The organism is Streptomyces sp. NPDC002467, assembly GCF_042889825.1.
GTDB lineage: Bacteria > Actinomycetota > Actinomycetes > Streptomycetales > Streptomycetaceae > Streptomyces.
Genome location: NZ_JBIARJ010000015.1, coordinates 52,717 through 69,229, shown reverse-complemented (window position 1 = coordinate 69,229; position 16,513 = coordinate 52,717). Strand labels below are relative to the sequence as shown.

13 protein-coding genes are annotated in these 16,513 nt (G+C 72.8%); 2 read left to right on the top strand and 11 right to left on the bottom strand.

Features of this window, described 5'->3' with window-relative positions; translation table 11 throughout:
• Positions 1-69 precede the first annotated feature (69 nt).
• The 3 genes from ACFYYJ_RS27895 to ACFYYJ_RS27885 form a co-directional block, all read right to left on the bottom strand.
• Positions 70-1,710: a beta-N-acetylhexosaminidase gene (locus ACFYYJ_RS27895; protein WP_389136427.1), complete on the bottom strand. Its 1,641-nt coding sequence runs from the start codon at positions 1,708-1,710 to the stop codon at positions 70-72.
• Between the two features lie 158 nt (positions 1,711-1,868).
• Entirely contained in the window at positions 1,869-2,153 is a 285-nt protein-coding gene (locus ACFYYJ_RS27890) for a DUF3039 domain-containing protein (protein WP_030010729.1), read from the bottom strand.
• Between the two features lie 28 nt (positions 2,154-2,181).
• The gene (locus tag ACFYYJ_RS27885) at positions 2,182-2,742 is read right to left on the bottom strand and encodes a YqgE/AlgH family protein (protein WP_389136424.1); all 561 of its coding nucleotides are present in this window, start codon (positions 2,740-2,742) and stop codon (positions 2,182-2,184) included.
• 264 nt (positions 2,743-3,006) lie between these two features.
• Here ACFYYJ_RS27885 and murA point away from each other — a divergent pair, with 264 nt between their 5' ends.
• Positions 3,007-4,350, top strand: coding sequence for a UDP-N-acetylglucosamine 1-carboxyvinyltransferase (gene murA, locus ACFYYJ_RS27880; protein WP_384754433.1), 1,344 nt, complete (start codon positions 3,007-3,009; stop codon positions 4,348-4,350).
• 269 nt (positions 4,351-4,619) lie between these two features.
• On the opposite strand, the gene ACFYYJ_RS27875 is transcribed toward murA, so the two are convergent.
• The 8 genes from ACFYYJ_RS27875 to ACFYYJ_RS27840 form a co-directional block, all read right to left on the bottom strand.
• Positions 4,620-4,901 (bottom strand): HU family DNA-binding protein, encoded by a 282-nt coding sequence (locus ACFYYJ_RS27875; protein WP_007264399.1) that lies wholly within the window; start codon positions 4,899-4,901, stop codon positions 4,620-4,622.
• 435 nt (positions 4,902-5,336) lie between these two features.
• The gene (locus ACFYYJ_RS27870) at positions 5,337-6,740 is read right to left on the bottom strand and encodes an NAD-dependent malic enzyme (protein WP_384754435.1); all 1,404 of its coding nucleotides are present in this window, start codon (positions 6,738-6,740) and stop codon (positions 5,337-5,339) included.
• 551 nt (positions 6,741-7,291) lie between these two features.
• A complete protein-coding gene (locus ACFYYJ_RS27865) occupies positions 7,292-9,613 on the bottom strand; it encodes a HelD family protein (protein ID WP_389136419.1) in 2,322 nt (773 codons plus the stop codon).
• A 433-nt stretch (positions 9,614-10,046) separates the two neighbouring features.
• Positions 10,047-10,595: a CGNR zinc finger domain-containing protein gene (locus ACFYYJ_RS27860; protein ID WP_385129639.1), complete on the bottom strand. Its 549-nt coding sequence runs from the start codon at positions 10,593-10,595 to the stop codon at positions 10,047-10,049.
• 140 nt (positions 10,596-10,735) lie between these two features.
• Positions 10,736-11,263 carry a GNAT family N-acetyltransferase gene (locus ACFYYJ_RS27855; protein WP_385129672.1) on the bottom strand — a complete coding sequence of 176 codons (528 nt, stop codon included), beginning with the start codon at positions 11,261-11,263 and terminating at the stop codon, positions 10,736-10,738.
• Positions 11,264-11,331: 68 nt separating this feature from the next.
• Complete coding sequence (locus ACFYYJ_RS27850; RefSeq protein WP_385365185.1) at positions 11,332-12,480, bottom strand: uroporphyrinogen-III synthase; 1,149 nt, start codon at positions 12,478-12,480, stop codon at positions 11,332-11,334.
• A 95-nt stretch (positions 12,481-12,575) separates the two neighbouring features.
• The gene (locus ACFYYJ_RS27845) at positions 12,576-13,946 is read right to left on the bottom strand and encodes a nitrate/nitrite transporter (RefSeq protein ID WP_389136414.1); all 1,371 of its coding nucleotides are present in this window, start codon (positions 13,944-13,946) and stop codon (positions 12,576-12,578) included.
• A gap of 97 nt (positions 13,947-14,043) precedes the next feature.
• A complete protein-coding gene (locus ACFYYJ_RS27840; protein WP_389136411.1) occupies positions 14,044-15,015 on the bottom strand; it encodes a LysR family transcriptional regulator in 972 nt (323 codons plus the stop codon).
• Positions 15,016-15,102: 87 nt separating this feature from the next.
• Here ACFYYJ_RS27840 and ACFYYJ_RS27835 point away from each other — a divergent pair, with 87 nt between their 5' ends.
• The gene (locus ACFYYJ_RS27835; protein WP_389136407.1) at positions 15,103-16,425 is read left to right on the top strand and encodes an MFS transporter; all 1,323 of its coding nucleotides are present in this window, start codon (positions 15,103-15,105) and stop codon (positions 16,423-16,425) included.
• Positions 16,426-16,513: the final 88 nt, after the last annotated feature.

Genomic DNA, 16,513 nt, shown 5'->3' with positions numbered 1-16,513 from the left:
CACGGGCGGTGCGCCCGCCGAGGCGCCGCCGTCCGCGCCGTAGGTCGCCCGCCCGACGTCACACGATCGTCACGCGATCGGGGGCTCCCCCTCGATCGGACGCCCGAGCACCCCCGGACGCCGCTGCCACGGCAACGGCCCGCCCGGCGGCCGGTAGTCGACGCCGAGCGCGTCCAGCCGCGCGTAGTGCGCCGCCTCCATCCGGCGCTCGAACCAGGCGAAGTCCCGTTCCTCCGGGGCCGGCTGCCAGGACCACACGACCTCCGCGAAGGCCGCGAGCCGGGGGAACGTCTGGTAGTCGACCCGCGCCCGGTCCTCCATCACCTCGGTCCACACGTTGGCCTGCGCGCCCAACACCCGGGCCGCGGCCGCCTCGCTCATCTTCGGCGGTACCGGCTCAAACCTGTACACGTCCTCCAATGAACGGACGTATCCGATCGGCATCGGCTCGTCCCCGCCCGCCGCCTGACGGTGGTCCAGGTACACCTGCTGCTCGGGGCACATCACCACGTCGTGCCCGGCCTCGGCGGCGGCGATCCCGCCCGCGTAGCCGCGCCACGAGGACACGGCCGCGCCGTCCGCGAGCCCTCCCTCCAGGATCTCGTCCCAGCCGATCAGCCGCCGGCCGCGCTCGGCGAGCCAGCCGTCGAAGTGCCGGATGAACCAGGACTGCAGCCCGTCCTCCCCGTCCACCCCCAGCTCGCGGATCCGCTCCTGCGCGACCGCGGAGGCCTTCCACTGCGCCTTGGGGCACTCGTCGCCGCCCACGTGGACGAAGGGCGAGACCTCCGCCGGGAAGAGTTCCAGCAGCTCCTCGAAGACGCCCTCGTAGAAGCGCAGCACGGCCTCGGTCGGCGCGAGCACGTTCTCGTTGATCCCCCAGTCGTCCCACACGCCCAGCGCCGAGGTGTCCACGACGTCGGCGTTGCCCAGCTCCGGGTACGCGGCGATCGCGGCCTGCGAATGCCCCGGAAGGTCGATCTCCGGAACCACCCGTACGTGCCGCTCCGCGGCGTACGCGACGATCTCGCGGATGTCGTCCTGGGTGTAGAAGCCGCCGTGCGGGGTCTCGTTCCACAGCGGCGAGGCCCGGTGCCCCCACCGGCTGCGCGCCCGCCAGGCACCGACCTCGGTCAGCCGCGGGTGGCGCTTGATCTCGACCCGCCAGCCCTGGTCGTCCGTCAGGTGCAGGTGCAGCACGTTGAGCTTGTGGGCGGCGATCAGGTCGACGTAGCGCAGCACGTCGTCCTTGGGCATGAAGTGCCGGGCCACGTCGAGCATCAGCCCGCGCCACCCGAAGCGGGGGCCGTCGGCGATCACCACGTACGGCAGGCTCCACGCCCGCCCGGGCAGCGGCGCCCTGCGGTAGGCGTCCGGACCCAGCAGTTGCCGCAGCGTCTGGTACCCCTGGAACAGCCCGGCCGCGCTCCGGCCGACCAGCTCGACCCCCGCGGCGTCGACGGTGATCCCGTACGACTCGGGCCGCGCAGGCTCCCCGAACTCCGGGTCCAGGCGCAGGCGCAGGTCCGCGGTTCCGCCGGGCCCGGCGGCCGACAGGCTCCAGCCGGTGGCCGCGCCCAGTTCCCGGCGCATCAGCCGCGCCACGCCCTCGGTGCCGGGGCCGGCGTCGAGGACGGGGTCGGGCCCGAACGCGTGGCGGCGCCCGCCCTCGTCGAGAACGGCAACCTGCGGTAGGGGGATCAGGTCCATGCGGCGGCAACCCTTCGCGACAGCTCGTTGCACAGTGCGCAACACCTGTTCCGCAGAGTGCTCGTCGGGCCGACCCTAGCCCCCGACCGGTGCACGGCAAAGGCCCCCGACCGCACTCGCGTGCGGTCGGGGGCCCGGGCTCTGCTCGGTGGGACGGACTACTTGTCCTTGCCGCCCTTGTCCTTGTCCCCGCCGGGGCCCATGGACTCGTAGATCTCCTTGCACATGGGGCAGACCGGGTACTTCTTCGGGTCCCGGCCCGGCACCCAGACCTTGCCGCAGAGCGCGACGACGGGGGTGCCGTCGAGCGCGCTCGCCATGATCTTGTCCTTCTGGACGTAGTGGGCGAAGCGCTCGTGGTCGCCGTCGCCGTGGGACACCTGTGGCGTCGGTTCTACGAGGGTCCCCGTACCAGTCCCGCGCTCGGGCTCAAGAGTGCTCATAAAGCCAGGGTACCGATCCCCGCACGGGTCAGTTGAGCGACGGGTCGTCCGGATAGGTGGCGACCATCGCGAGTTCGCTGCGCTGGCGGCGCAGTACCGCGCGCCAGAGCCGTTCGGGGTCGGGGAAGGACACGTCGCCGGGCTCCGACTCCACCACGTACCAGGCGCCGGTGCCCAGCTCGTCCTCCAGCTGGCCCGGGCCCCAGCCCGAGTAGCCGGCGAAGATCCGCAGCGAGCCCAGCGCCGAGGCGAGCAGCTCCGGCGGCGCCTCCAGGTCGACCAGCCCTATGGCCCCGTGCACCCGGCGCCACCCGAGCGGGCCCTCCTCGCCGGGGATGACGGCCACCCCGAGCGCCGAGTCGAGCGCGACGGGCCCGCCTTGGAAGACCACGCCCGGATCGCCCGCCAGTGGCGCCCAGGGCAGCAGTACGTCGCCGACGCCCACGGGGGTCGGCCGGTTGAGGACCACGCCGAGCGAGCCCTGCTCGTCGTGGTCGAGCAGGAGCACCACCGCGCGGTCGAAGTTCGGGTCCGCGAGGGCGGGGGTGGCCACGAGCAGCTGCCCTGTGAGGGAGGACACCTCGGTCATGCCGACATGATCCCGCACATTCGCCCGTCGCGGGGAGCCGACGGCGAGATCGAATCGCACGCAGCTCAGGGCGCACGGCAGCAGCGAGGAGGGCGCGTGGGCGGCGCAGCCGGAACGCGACGCTCCGCCATGTGGTGGATACGGAGGGTGTTGTACCGAATTCCTTACAGTCCTACGGCCACGTCACCCTTACGAACAAGGGGGTGGTGGCCCTTACCCTTGTCACTCGCCCCCCGCCCATCCACTCTCCGGAACGCGAGATTCATGACCGGCATCAGTGACGATGTACTGCTTGTCCACGGCGGCACCCCGCTCGAGGGCGAGATCCGAGTCCGCGGTGCGAAGAACCTCGTGCCCAAGGCCATGGTCGCCGCGCTGCTCGGCAGTGAACCCAGCCGACTGCGCAACGTTCCCGACATCCGTGACGTCCGGGTCGTCCGCGGGCTGCTCCAGCTGCACGGGGTGACGGTCCGTCCCGGCGAGGAGCCGGGCGAGCTGGTGCTCGACCCCTCCCACGTCGAGAGCGCGAACGTCGCCGACATCGACGCCCACGCGGGCTCGTCGCGCATCCCGATCCTCTTCTGCGGTCCGCTGCTGCACCGCCTCGGCCACGCCTTCATCCCGGGCCTCGGCGGCTGCGACATCGGCGGCCGGCCCATCGACTTCCACTTCGAGGTGCTCCGCCAGTTCGGCGCGACCATCGAGAAGCGCGAGGGCGGCCAGTACCTGGAGGCCCCGCAGCGGCTGCGCGGCTGCAAGATCCGCCTGCCCTACCCCTCGGTCGGCTCGACCGAGCAGGTGCTGCTGACGGCCGTCCTGGCCGAGGGCGTCACCGAGCTCAGCAACGCCGCCGTGGAGCCGGAGATCGAGGACCTCATCTGCGTACTGCAGAAGATGGGCGCGATCATCTCCATGGACACCGACCGGACCATCCGGATCACCGGTGTCGAGCGTCTCGGCGGCTACAACCACAAGGCGCTCCCGGACCGCCTGGAGGCCGCCTCCTGGGCTTCCGCGGCCCTGGCGACCGGCGGCAACATCTACGTGCGCGGCGCCCAGCAGCGCTCGATGATGACCTTCCTGAACACGTACCGGAAGGTCGGCGGCGCCTTCGAGATCGACGACGACGGCATCCGCTTCTGGCACCCGGGCGGCCCGCTCAACGCCATCGCGCTGGAGACCGACGTCCACCCCGGCTTCCAGACCGACTGGCAGCAGCCGCTGGTCGTGGCCCTGACGCAGGCCTCCGGCCTCTCGATCGTCCACGAGACGGTCTACGAGTCCCGGCTCGGCTTCACCTCGGCGCTCAACCAGATGGGTGCTCACATCCAGCTGTACCGCGAGTGCCTGGGCGGCAGCGCCTGCCGCTTCGGCCAGCGCAACTTCCTGCACTCGGCGGTCGTCTCCGGCCCCACCAAGCTGCAGGGCGCCGACCTGGTCATCCCCGACCTGCGCGGCGGCTTCTCGTACCTGATCGCGGCGCTGGCGGCCGAGGGCACCTCGCGCGTCCACGGCATCGACCTGATCAACCGCGGCTATGAGAACTTCATGGAGAAGCTCGTCGAGCTCGGCGCGAAGGTCGAACTCCCGGGCGGCGACCTGGTCTGACCCGTACGGCCCAGCCGGTACGGACGAAAGCCCCCCGGGCCCCGCAAGGGCCCGGGGGGCTTTCCCTTGCCCGCCAACGGGCCTGACGGGGCCTCACCGGCGCCCCGGAGGCACGGAGGCGCCCGGAAGGGCGCGGGAGGTCCCGGAAGGGCCCGCGAAGGCCCCTGGAAGGCCGAAGGGCGGCCGCCCCGCTCGGGGGCGGCCGCCCTGGCCGTTCTTCGTACCACTGCCGTCCCGAGGCCCTGTGCGGGCCTCGGCACAAGGGCGTACTACTTGCCCTTGGCGGCTTCCTTGAGCTTGGAGCCCGCGGAGACCTTCACGCTGTAGCCGGCCGGGATCTGGATGGGGTCGCCGGTCTGCGGGTTGCGCGCGGTGCGAGCGGCACGGTGGGTGCGCTCGAAGGTCAGGAAGCCGGGGATGGTGACCTTCTCGTCGCCCTTGGCGACAATCTCGCCGACGGTCTCGGCGAGCGCGGCCAGAACGGCGTCGGCGTCCTTGCGGGTCACCTCGGCGCGCTCGGACAGAGCGGCCACCAGCTCACTGCGGTTCATGTTGTACTCCCGTGTTCAACTTGCCTTAGAGGCGTGAGATCGAAGCCGATGCTGCCAGGGCCCTAGGACAGTCCCCGGACCCGGGTCTGAACGTCAGACCCTCTCGCCCGGTTACGCATCCTGCCCCCACCAGCGGCGGGAAAGCCAATCCGGCACCCGCCGGGGTCACACGAAAAGCGCCACAGTCACGCCTCGGTGACGCTCCGTCCACACCCTTGCGCACTGCGCGGACGCGGACAGCGGAACCCGAGGGCATCCCCGCAACCCTAGAGGCGGCCCACCGGGCCCGCATCTCGCGACGCGCCGGGAACGGCGGGCCGTGAGGGCCGTCACAGACGACCGTCACGGCCCTGACGGCCCCTCGGCGGAGTCGCCCGGAGTCGGCGCGGGTCGGCGGGAGTCGGTCCGGGAAGCGGCTCGACCCGCCCGGCGGGCTCAGGCGTTCGTGGCGGCCTTGCGCACGGCGCCGGCGACCGCGCCGGCCACCTTGTCGTTGAAGACCGACGGAATGATGTAGTTCGCGTTCAGTTCGTCCTGGCCGACGACGTCGGCGAGGGCGGTCGCCGCGGCCAGCATCATGTCGGTGTTGACCGTCCGGGACTGCGCGTCGAGCAGACCGCGGAAGACACCCGGGAAGACCAGCACGTTGTTGATCTGGTTCGGGAAGTCGGAGCGGCCGGTGGCGACGACGGCGGCGGTCTGGCGGGCGACCGCCGGGTCCACCTCGGGGTCCGGGTTCGCGAGCGCGAACACGATCGCGCCTTCCGCCATGGCGGCGACGTCCTCGCCGGAGAGCACGTTCGGGGCCGAGACACCGATGAACACGTCGGCGCCGACCACGGCCTCCTTCAGAGTGCCCGTGTAGCCCTCGGGGTTGGTGTTGTCGGCGATCCAGCGCAGCGGGGAGTCGGCGGCCGCGTCGACGAGGTCGGGGCGGTCCGCGTGCACGACACCGTGGATGTCGGCGCTGACGGCGTTCTTGACGCCCGCCGCGAGGAGCAGCTTGAGGATGGCCGTACCGGCCGCGCCGGCGCCGGACATGACGACCTTGATGTCGCCAACTGCCTTGCCCACCACGCGAAGTGCGTTCGTCAGGGCGGCGAGGACGACGATGGCGGTGCCGTGCTGGTCGTCGTGGAAGACGGGGATGTCCAGGGCCTCGCGGAGCCGGGCCTCGATCTCGAAGCAGCGCGGCGCGGAGATGTCCTCCAGGTTGATGCCGGCGAAGCCCGGGGCGATGGCCTTGACGATGGCGACGATCTCGTCGGCGTCCTGCGTGTCGAGGCAGATCGGCCACGCGTCGATGCCGGCGAAGCGCTTGAAGAGGGCGGCTTTGCCCTCCATGACGGGCAGGGCGGCCATCGGGCCGATGTTGCCCAGACCCAGTACGGCGGAGCCGTCCGTCACGACTGCGACGGAGTTGCGCTTGATGGTGAGGCGGCGCGCGTCCTCGGGGTTCTCGGCGATGGCCGTGCACACGCGGGCCACGCCCGGGGTGTAGATCATCGAGAGGTCGTCACGGTTGCGGATGGGGTGCTTGGACGACATCTCGATCTTGCCGCCGAGGTGCATCAGGAAGGTTCGGTCGGAGACCTTGCCGAGGCTGACGCCCTCGATCCCGCGGAGCTTCTCGACGATCTCGTCGGCGTGCGCGGTGGAGGTGGCGGCGATGGTGACGTCGATGCGGAGCTTCTCGTGACCGGAAGCGGTCACGTCGAGGCCGGTGACCGAACCACCGGAGGACTCCACGGCGGTGGTGAGCTGGGAGACCGCGGTTCCGCTCGCGGGCACTTCCAGGCGGACCGTCATCGAATACGAGACGCTGGGCGCCGTTGCCATGGCCGTGTTTCCTCTTCTGTCCCTGGTTCGCTGTACACGCAGGGTCCCGCGCTGCACCAGCCCCATGCAGTGACAGGTGCGGCAGGACCTGTTGTCCGATCGTCCCACCTACCAGCCGGTACAAGGTAACCAGCTACAAACTTCGGAAAGACTCTTCCACCATACGAGATAACAGAGGGGGTTCGGAATGGGGGGTCCATACAAAACAGGTCCGCGCCCCCCACGAGTGGGGGACGCGGACCTGGTGATTCGTACGTCTGTGACACCGACCCGCCATGCTCGCCTCGCGGCAAGTGGTCGCTCTGAGCGACGAAGGTTGGGCCCGGGGGCTTGGATCGAGTCGGTGCCGTACCCAGGCTAACAAAGGATCGCCCGATGTCATCCCCGGTGCGGAAGTCGGTTCAAAAGCACCACGCTCCTGGCCGCGGACCATACGGCCCTACGAACCGGCCTGCGCCGGCCCGCGCCTCCAGGCCCGCGCCGGCGAAACCCAGCCCCGCCGGCGTTTGAGGCGCGGGGTCCGGGGCGGAGCCCCGGGGGCCGCCAGGCCCCTAGCCCCGCTCCGGGCTCCGCAGGAGCACCGGCACGCCGTCCGCGTCGGGCTCGTCCCGATCCGCCGCCGACACCACCGTCAGCTGCTGCGTCGCGCGCGTCAGCGCCACGTACAGCACCCGCAGGCCCGCCGGGGACTCGTCCGCGATCTCCGCCGGGGAGACGACCACCGTGGCGTCGTACTCCAGGCCCTTGGCCTCCAGGCTGCCCAGCGCCACCGCCCGCTCGCCGAGGTCCGCGAGCCAGCCCGCGGCCTCCTCGCGCCGGTCCATCGCCACGACCACGCCCACGGTGCCGTCCACCTGCTCCAGGAGCCGCCGCGCCTCCTCCCGGACCACGGAGCCCAGATCGCCGTCCGCGGCCGTGAAACGGGGCTCCAGGCCCGTGGAACGCACCGCCGACGGCGGCTCCATCCCCGGCATCGCCAGCCGCAGCACCCGGGCCGCGACCTCGGCGACCTCCGCCGGGTTGCGGTAGTTGACCGTCAGCGTGAACCGCCGGCGCGGCCGGCTGCCCAGGGCCTCGTCCCGGGCCGCCGCCGCCTCGTCCGGATCGGTCCACGAGGACTGCGCCGGGTCGCCCACCACCGTCCACGTGCCGGTACGGCCCCGCCGGCCCACCATCCGCCACTGCATCGGCGTCAGGTCCTGGGCCTCGTCGACGATGACGTGCGCGTACTCGGTGCGCTCCGCCGCGAGCCGCTCCGCCCGCTCCCACGCGGTCTCCTCGCGGGTCGGCATCAGCTCCTCCAGCCCGCTGAGCTGGTCGAGCGGATCCATCGCCCGCTTGCGCTTGGGCCGCGCCGGGGCGCCCAGCAGCTGCTGCAGCTCGTCGAGCAGCGCGACGTCGTGCACCGACAGCGGGCCCTTGCCGTCCGGGCCGACGCGGCGCAGCGAGCGGGCCAGCCGGCGGACCTCGCGGGGGTTCAGGTCCCGGCGCGACCAGCGGCCGAGCCGCCGCTCGTCGGCCATCGCGGCGAGGACGGCGCGCGGGGTCAGCTCCGGCCACCACGCGTTCAGGAAGTCGATGAACACGTCCTCCGTCGAGATGTCCTCGTCGAAGGCGGACCGCAGCTCGGCGGCCAGTTCCGGATCGCTGTGCCGGCTCGCGCCGCCCGTCTTCGCGTACAGCGCGTCGAGCAGCAGCTTGCGGGCGCGCGGACGCAGCAGGTTCACGGGCGCGCTGCCGCCGAGCACGTTGTGCCGGATCCGGTTCAGCTCGTCGGCCTCCAGCTCCTGGCGACGGCCGAAGGCCACCACGCGCAGCCGGTCGGGGGCGTCGCCCATTTCGAGGGCTCCGCGCACGGCCTTGCGCAGCACCTTGAGCATCCGAGAGGAGCCCTTGACGCGGGCCACGGCCGGATCGTCGTACGTGCTCGCCTCCGCGCCGTCGACCAGCGACCCGAGCGCCCGGATGGCGACCTGGCCCTCCTCGCCGAGCGAGGGCAGGACGCCCTCGGTGTACGCGACGAGCAGCGGGGTCGGCGAGACGATCAGGATGCCGCCGGAGTAGCGCCGCCGGTCCTGGTAGAGCAGGTACGCGGCCCGGTGCAGGGCGACCGCCGTCTTGCCGGTGCCCGGACCGCCCGCGACCTCGGCCACCGAGGCGGCGGGGGCGCGGATGACCATGTCCTGCTCGGCCTGGATGGAGGAGACGATGTCCCGCATGGAGTGCGTACGGGCCCGTCCGAGCGCGGCCATCAGCGCGCCGTCGCCGATCGCGGGCAGCTCCTCGCCGCCGAGGAAGGCGGTGAGCTCCGGACGCATCAGGTCGTCCTCGACGCCCAGCACCTTGCGGCCCTTGGACCGGATCACGCGCCGCCGTACGACGCGGCCCGGGTCCTTCGGAGTGGAGCGGTAGAACGGCGCGGCGGCCGGCGCCCGCCAGTCGATGACCAGCGGCGAGTAGTCGGAGTCCAGGACTCCTATCCGGCCGATGTGCAGGGTCTCGGCGATCTCGGCGGTCAGGTCCTCGCGGATCGCGTCGTCGGCGGGCTCGATGGAGGTGTACGCGCCGTCCGGGCCGCGCTCCCCGTCCTTGCCGAGGACCAGGTCGATCCGCCCGAAGAGGAAGTCCTCGAACTCGTTGTTCAGCCGGTTCAGGTGGATACCGGCCCGGAAGACCTGCGCGTCCCGCTCGGCCAGGGCGCCGGGCGTGCCGACCTGGCCGCGCTTGGCGGCGTCGTTCATGAGGAACTCGGCCTCGTGGATCTTCTCCTCGAGGCGCCGGTACACCTGGTCGAGATGCGTCTGCTCGACCGCGATCTCCCGATCGCGGACGGAATCCGCCGTGTTGTCGACAGCGGCATTCTGCGCGGCCACCAAGGCCCCCTTCTGACGTGCATGGGCGACCGTCAACCGTACGCGAACGGGCCCCCTGTCCGCACGCCGGATCCGGTACGGGTCGGGTGGGGGTGTACGGCTTCACGCGCGAGCCCGCCGTCTCCCCCCTCGCCCCGCCGCCGGGTCGGCGGCTGCACACCCGCCCCCTCGGGTGCGGGTGCGGGCGTGGCGGGCGTCCTCGCGGGAGCGGACTTCGACCGTTCGGGCCACGCCTGAAGGGCCGCGTTCACACACCCGGGCCTGACGGCGGGGCGGAGGTGGGGCCCGGGTTCGACGGGCCCCGGTCGGTTCCGGCCGGCTGTTCTCCTCCGCCCCGGTCGGGTCTCCTGCCCGGGTTCACCGCAGGATCAGGCCCGGGCGCGGGGGGACGGCGTACCGCCCACCGGCCCGCGCCGTGCGGGGCGTACCGCCCCTACGTCCCCACCCCCGTCCGGGCCCGCCGCCGGTGGCGGGCCACGCGTTCGCGGTTGCCGCACAGTTCGCTCGAGCACCAGCGGCGGCGGTGGCCCCGGGAGGTGTCGAGGTAGAGCCTGGGGCAGCCGTCGCCCGCGCAGGCGCGCAGCAGTGCGAGGTCGCCCGGGTCGGTCAGCAGTTCCACGGCGTCGCGGGCGACCGCCGCGAGCAGTGCGCCGCATTCCACTCCGCCGCACAGCTCCCGTACGAGGTGCCCGTCCTGGTCCCGTACGGCGCACAGCCCGGGGGGTGGTCCCGCGGCCAGGGCGTTGACGCGGGCGAGGGCCGCCTCTTCCTGTTCGGTGCCGTCGAGTTCGGCCCGTACCAGTGCCTCGACGTCACGGCTCAGGGCCTGGAAGGCCGCCACCCAGTCGGGGCCGACGCGTGCGAGCGGCGTCCGGTCGGGGACCAGACCGGCGCCGGCGAGCCAGGTCCGCAGCCCGTCGCCGTCCCGGATGCGTTCGGTGGCCACCAGGTCCAGGCAGACCCGCCCTGAGTCGAACCGCATGCACGTCACCGCCTCGCGTCGTGGGGCGCCCCACCAGATTGCCGCCCCGTGCGCACATGCGGAAGCCCCCGAACCGGTCCGTCGCGCGTCCGTGCGTTGCCGCCCGGCCATGCCCCGGCCGCACCCCGGACACGGCCCCGCTACGCCCCCGGCGGGTCGTCGTGCAGCAGGCGCTGGAAGAGGCGGTGGTCGCGCCAGGCGCCGTTGATGTGGAGGTAGCGCGGCGCGAGGCCGTACTCCTCGAAACCGGCCTTCCGCAGGACCCGCTGCGAAGCGGTGTTGTCGATCAGCGTCCCGGCCTCGACCCGGTGCAGCCCGACCTCCTCGCGGGCGACCCTCAGGACCTCCGCCAGGGCGGCCGACGCCAGTCCCTTGCCGTGCCAGGCCGTGTCGACCCAGTAGCCCACCCCGCCGCTGCACAGCGGGCCGAGGACGATGGACCCCAGGTTGATCGCGCCGACGATCTCGCCGCCCGCCGTGTCGACGAGCAGCCACGGGAGGAGGCGGCCCCCGTCCCGGTCGGCGAGCATGCCCTCGATGCGGTCCCGCTGCCCGGCCTCCGTGAAGTAGACCTCCGGCCTGACCGGCTCGTACGGCTTCATGTACGTCCGGTTCCGCCCGAACGCCTCGGCCAGGGCGGCGGCGTCGCCGAGCTCCAGGCCCCTCATCTCAACCCCGTCGAAGATCACCCGGGCACGCTAACCGACCACGCGCGGCCAGGACACCCCTGCAGCGGCTAACCCGCCGGCTCCTCCCCGTACTTGCTCTCCCCGCCCGCGTCGAGCGACAGCCGGTACCCCCGCTTGACCACCGTCTGGATCAGCTTCGGCGCCCCCAGCGCCACCCGCAGCCGGGCCATCGCCGTCTCCACCGCGTGTTCGTCGCGGCCCGCCCCCGGCAGCGCCCGCAGCAGGTCCGCGCGGGACACCACCCATCCCGGCCGTCGGGCGAGCACCCGCAGCAGGGCCATCCCGGCCGGCGGTACGGGCCTCAGCTCCGCGTCGACGAGTACGGCCTGCCCGCGGATCTCCACCCGGTGCCCGGCCAGCGGCAGGACCTTCGCACGGCCCGGCAGTTCCTGGCACAGGAGTTGGACGAGGGGGCCGAGCCGGAAGCGTTCCGGCTGCACGGTGTCGACCCCGGCGGCCTGGAGCGGCAATGCGGTCACCGGCCCCACGCACGCGGACACCACCCCGCCCCGCAGTGCCTCCAGCAGGGATTCCCGTACGCCGCGTTCCTCGGCCCGGGACAGCAGCGAGGCCGCGGCCGGGGCGGAGGTGAAGCTGACCGCGTCGACGCCGCCGCCGATCACCGCGTCCAGCAGCCGGTCCAGCGGCGCCAGGTCCTCCGGCGCCATCCACCGGTACACGGGGACGACCACCACGTCGGCCCCGCCGGCCCGCAGCGCCTCGACGAAGCCGGGCAGCGGTTCCCCGTGCAGCTGGAGCGCGATCCGCCGCCCGGCGACCCCGGCCGCCAGGAGTCGTTCCAGTACCTCGGCGAGCGATTCCGAGTCCGGGGACCAGGTCTCCACGAGCCCGGCGGCGCGGATGGCGCCCTTCACCTTCGGTCCGCGCGCCAGGAGTTCGGCGGCCCGCAGCCGCTCCAGCAGTTGTTCGCCGATCCCCCACCCGTCGGCGGCCTCGATCCAGCCGCGGAAGCCGATGGCGGTGGTGGCGACCACGACGTCCGGTGCGCAGCCGATGAGTTCCTTGGTGGAGGCGAGCAGTTCGCTGTCGTCGGCCAGCGGCACGATCCGCAGCGCCGGAGCGTGTACGACGGCGGCCCCGCGCCGGCGCAGCAGCGCGATGAGTTCGTCCGCCCGCCGGGCGGCGGTGACGCCGACGGTGAAGCCCGCGAGCGGGCCGGTCTTGGTGTCGTCCATCGTGACCTGCCTTGCGACGCATGAGGGGCGGGACGGGCGGAACCGAGCCTGCCAAGGTGGCGTGTCAGGCTCGGTTCACACGTATTTCACCCCGGTTACACCGACGTGAGCTGCGGCTTCGCCTCGACCCCGGCTTCCGGCAGCGGCGGGGCGACCGGCCGGCGAAGGTATACCGCCCAGGTCACCGCGCAGCACGCGGCGTAGAAGCCGAGGAAGGTGACGAAGGCCGCCGTGCCCGATCCGGAGCTGAGGAAGGCCTCCCGGAAGACCAGGTTGATGCCGAGCCCGCCCAGCGCTCCGACGGCCCCGATCAGCCCCATGGAGGCCCCGGAGAGCCGTCGTCCGTAGGCGGCCGCGGCCTCGCCGCCCATGCCTCGCGCCAGTGCCTTGGCCTGGAAGATGCCGGGGATCATCTTGTACGTGGAGCCGTTGCCGAGCCCGCTGAGTACGAACAGCGCCACGAACCCGACGAGGAAGACGGCCAGCGAGTGCCGCTGCGAGGCGAACACGACGACTCCGGTCGCCGCCGCCATGGCCACGAACGTCCCCAAGGTGATCCGCGCCCCGCCGAAGCGGTCCGCGAGCGCGCCGCCGACGGGCCGGATGAGCGAGCCGAGCAGCGGTCCGATGAAGGTCAGCGAGGCGGCCTGGAGCGGGGTGCGGCCGAACTGGGTCTGGAGGACGAGCCCGAAGGCGAAGCTGTATCCGATGAAGGACCCGAAGGTGCCGATGTAGAGGAAGGCCATGATCCAGGTGTGCGCGTCCTTGACGGCCTCGCGGACCGCGCCGGTGTCGTTGCGCACGGGCGCCAGGTTGTCCATCCGCGCGTACGCCAGCGCCGCCGCGATCACGACGAGCGGGATGTAGGCGCCGAGCAGGATCCGCGGGTGCGTGGCCCCGGCGGTGGCGATGACCAGCAGTCCGGCCAGCTGTACGACGGGGACGCCGATGTTGCCGCCGCCGGCGTTCAGGCCGAGCGCCCAGCCCTTCTTGCGGAGCGGGAAGAAGGCGTTGATGTTCGTCATCGAGGAGGCGAAGTTGCCGCCGCCGACGCCCGTGAGGGCGGCCACCAGGAGGAAGGTGCCGTAGGAGGTGCCGGGCTCCATGACCACGAGCGCGGCCACGGTCGGGACGAGCAGCAGCAGGGCGCTGAAGACGGTCCAGTTCCGGCCGCCGAAGCGGGCGACGGCGAAGGTGTAGGGCACCCGGACGAACGCGCCCACGAAGGTGGCGGTGGCGATCAGGAAGAACTTCCCGGCCGGGTCGATCCCGTACGTGGGGCCCATGAAGAGGACCATCACGGACCAGAGCGACCAGATCGAGAACCCGATGTGTTCGGAGAACACGGAGTACACCAGGTTACGGCGGGCGGTCCGCTCGCCGGTCTCCTTCCAGAAGGTCTCGTCCTCGGGGTCCCACTGCTCGATCCAGCGGCCCCCCTTGCGCGGTGCGGTCGTACCGGTCATCACACGCCTCCACAGCTGTCGCGTCCGTGGTGACGACCGTAGGAACGGCGCGTTTCGGCCCCGGTCTCCGCCGGATGACCGCCGGGAAACCTTGCTCTCACCCGCCGCCGGGGCGGGGTGTGAGTCGGGTGGGTCCCTTAGGCAGCCAACCGCCGGGCGGGAGTTCCAGCCAGTCCCGGTCGGCGGCGAGGCCGGCGGCCGCGGCGCGCAGGGCGTCCAGTCCGGGATGGGTGAGGCCCTCGCGCCAGACCATGGACAGCGGGGACAGCGGCACCGGGTCGGTCAGGGGCCGCTTCACGGAGGCGGGCATGTCGAGGAAGTCCACGGTCACCAGGACCGGGTTGCGGGTCTTGGCCATGATCCGGCGGAACTCCTCCTTGCCCATCGCCACCGGCGCGGGCGGCGCGAGTCCGATGCCCCGACCGGCGAACAGTTCGCGCGCCAGCCGCGTCCACTCGGCGGTCCGCGGGTTCCCGGCGCCCGCGTACACGGTCTCCCCGGCCAGCGCGTCCAGCGGTACGGATTCCAGTGCGGCCAGCGGGTGCCCCTCGGGCAGCAGCACGGCGAGCGGCTCGTACCGCACGGGCATCACGGCGAGCCCCGCGCGCAGCGCCGGGTCCAGTCCGTCCGCGTACCCGAAGGCCACGTCGAGGCGGCCCGCGGCGATCTCGCCGGCGGCGTGGGTGAGCCCGCTCTCGAAGCGGGCCATCAGCTCGTGGTCCGGGGCGAGTTCGCGGGCCCGTTCCAGCACGGTCCTGGGGGTGCAGGGCCCGTCGGTGTTGAGGTCGACGAGGAGGGCGCGGGGGGCGGTGAAGACGGCGGCCAGTTCCTCGTGCGCGGCGAGCACCCGCCGGGCCGGGGCCAGCAGCCGCTCGCCGTCGGGGGTGAGCTCGACGGCGCGGGTGGTGCGTGTGAACAGGGTGGCGCCCAGGGTCCGTTCGAGCCGGCGGACGTCGCGGCTGAGGGCCTGCTGGGCGACGTAGAGGCGGGCGGCGGCGCGAGTGAAGTGCAGTTCCTCGGCGACGGCGACGAACCCGCGCAGCAGGCGGGGTTCCACATCACGGGACATCACCCCCGGAGACTAACAACACGATGATGTGAATGGGGCCCGAACAGGTGTTGGACCGCGGGGGCCGCCTGCCGCGAGGCTCTTCCCATGCCCGCCACCACCACCGCTCCCGCCGGCACCGCCGCCCGTTCCCCCCGCATGGCCGTCACCGGCACGACCCTCGTCATCACCGCCCCCGCCGCGGCCCCGGCCCGGCCCCGGATCCGGACCCGGCCGCGCGGGCCGTACGGCCGCCTCTTCGCCCTCCCCGGGACCCGCGCCTTCACCGCCGGGAACCTCATCGCGCGGCTCCCCATGGGCATGTTCGGGGTCAGCGCGGTCATGATGATCGCCGGGCAGCGCGGCTCGTACGCCCTCGCGGGCGCGGTCACCGCGACCGGCCTGGCCGCCACCGCCCTGGTCGCGCCGTGGACCGCCCGGCTGGTCGACCGCCACGGGCAGGCCCGGATCGCCCTGCCCGCGACGCTGATCGCGGTCCTCGGCTCGCTCTCCCTGATCGTGTGCGTCCGTACCGGCGCCCCCGCCTGGACCCTCTTCGCCTCCTACGCCGCGACCGCGACCACCCCCAACATCGGCGGGCTGTCCCGCGCCCGCTGGACGCACCTGCTGCGCGGCTCCCCCGCCGCCCACCACACGGCGATGTCCTTCGAACAGGCCGCCGACGAGCTCTCCTTCATGCTCGGCCCGGTCTTGGCGGCCCTGCTCTGCACCTCCGTCTTCCCCGAGGCGGGCACCCTCGCCGGGGCGGCCCTGCTCCTCACCGGCATGCTGGTCTTCGTCTCGCAGCGCTCCACGGAGCCCCCGGTGACGACGGCGCCCCGGCTCGGCTCCCCGCTGCGCGCCCTGGCCCCGCTGCTGCTCCTCTTCCTGGCCCTCGGCGTGGTCTTCGGCTCCATGGAGGTCTCCTCCATCGCCCACCTCGAACAGCGGGGGCTGGGCGCGGCCTCCGGCCTGGTGCTGGCCCTCCAGGCGGCGGGCTCCTGCGCGGCCGGCCTGCTCTACGGGACCCTGCGGCCGCGCTCGCCGCTGGCCTGCGTGACCGTGCTCGCCGCGCTGATGACCCTGCCGTGGGCGGCGGCGAACAGCGGCTCCCTGGCCGCCTTTTGCGCGGCTCTGCTCCTCGCCGGGATGGCGACGGCCCCGACGATGGTCACGGCGATGTCCCGGGTCCACGCCCTCACCCCCGAGGGCCGGCTGAACGAGGGCATGACCCTCGCGGTCACCGCCATCCTCGCCGGGATCGCGGCCGGTTCGGCGGGTGCGGGCCTGGTGGTCGACCACGCCGGGCCGCGGGTGGCGTACGTGCTGCCCGTGGCGGCCGCACTGGCGGCCCTGGGGGCCGCCGCGACGGTGCGGGCGAAGGAACGGACGAAGGAACGCACCAAGCAACGGGCGAAGAATCATATTTGATCCGGCGGCCGGGTGATCGTGCCCGCGTGGTACTCACCGGCGCCGCTCATGATCGGCAATAACTGGGATGTCTTCCCCCCAACGCCTC

Coding starts and splice junctions, on each gene's coding strand:
- ACFYYJ_RS27895 (WP_389136427.1), bottom strand. CDS start 1,710: ATGGACCTGATCCCCCTACCGCAGGTTGCCGTTCTCGACGAGGGCGGG.
- ACFYYJ_RS27890 (WP_030010729.1), bottom strand. CDS start 2,153: ATGAGCACTCTTGAGCCCGAGCGCGGGACTGGTACGGGGACCCTCGTA.
- ACFYYJ_RS27885 (WP_389136424.1), bottom strand. CDS start 2,742: ATGACCGAGGTGTCCTCCCTCACAGGGCAGCTGCTCGTGGCCACCCCC.
- murA (WP_384754433.1), top strand. CDS start 3,007: ATGACCGGCATCAGTGACGATGTACTGCTTGTCCACGGCGGCACCCCG.
- ACFYYJ_RS27875 (WP_007264399.1), bottom strand. CDS start 4,901: ATGAACCGCAGTGAGCTGGTGGCCGCTCTGTCCGAGCGCGCCGAGGTG.
- ACFYYJ_RS27870 (WP_384754435.1), bottom strand. CDS start 6,740: ATGGCAACGGCGCCCAGCGTCTCGTATTCGATGACGGTCCGCCTGGAA.
- ACFYYJ_RS27860 (WP_385129639.1), bottom strand. CDS start 10,595: ATGCGGTTCGACTCAGGGCGGGTCTGCCTGGACCTGGTGGCCACCGAA.
- ACFYYJ_RS27855 (WP_385129672.1), bottom strand. CDS start 11,263: ATGAGGGGCCTGGAGCTCGGCGACGCCGCCGCCCTGGCCGAGGCGTTC.
- ACFYYJ_RS27850 (WP_385365185.1), bottom strand. CDS start 12,480: ATGGACGACACCAAGACCGGCCCGCTCGCGGGCTTCACCGTCGGCGTC.
- ACFYYJ_RS27845 (WP_389136414.1), bottom strand. CDS start 13,946: ATGACCGGTACGACCGCACCGCGCAAGGGGGGCCGCTGGATCGAGCAG.
- ACFYYJ_RS27840 (WP_389136411.1), bottom strand. CDS start 15,015: ATGTCCCGTGATGTGGAACCCCGCCTGCTGCGCGGGTTCGTCGCCGTC.
- ACFYYJ_RS27835 (WP_389136407.1), top strand. CDS start 15,103: ATGCCCGCCACCACCACCGCTCCCGCCGGCACCGCCGCCCGTTCCCCC.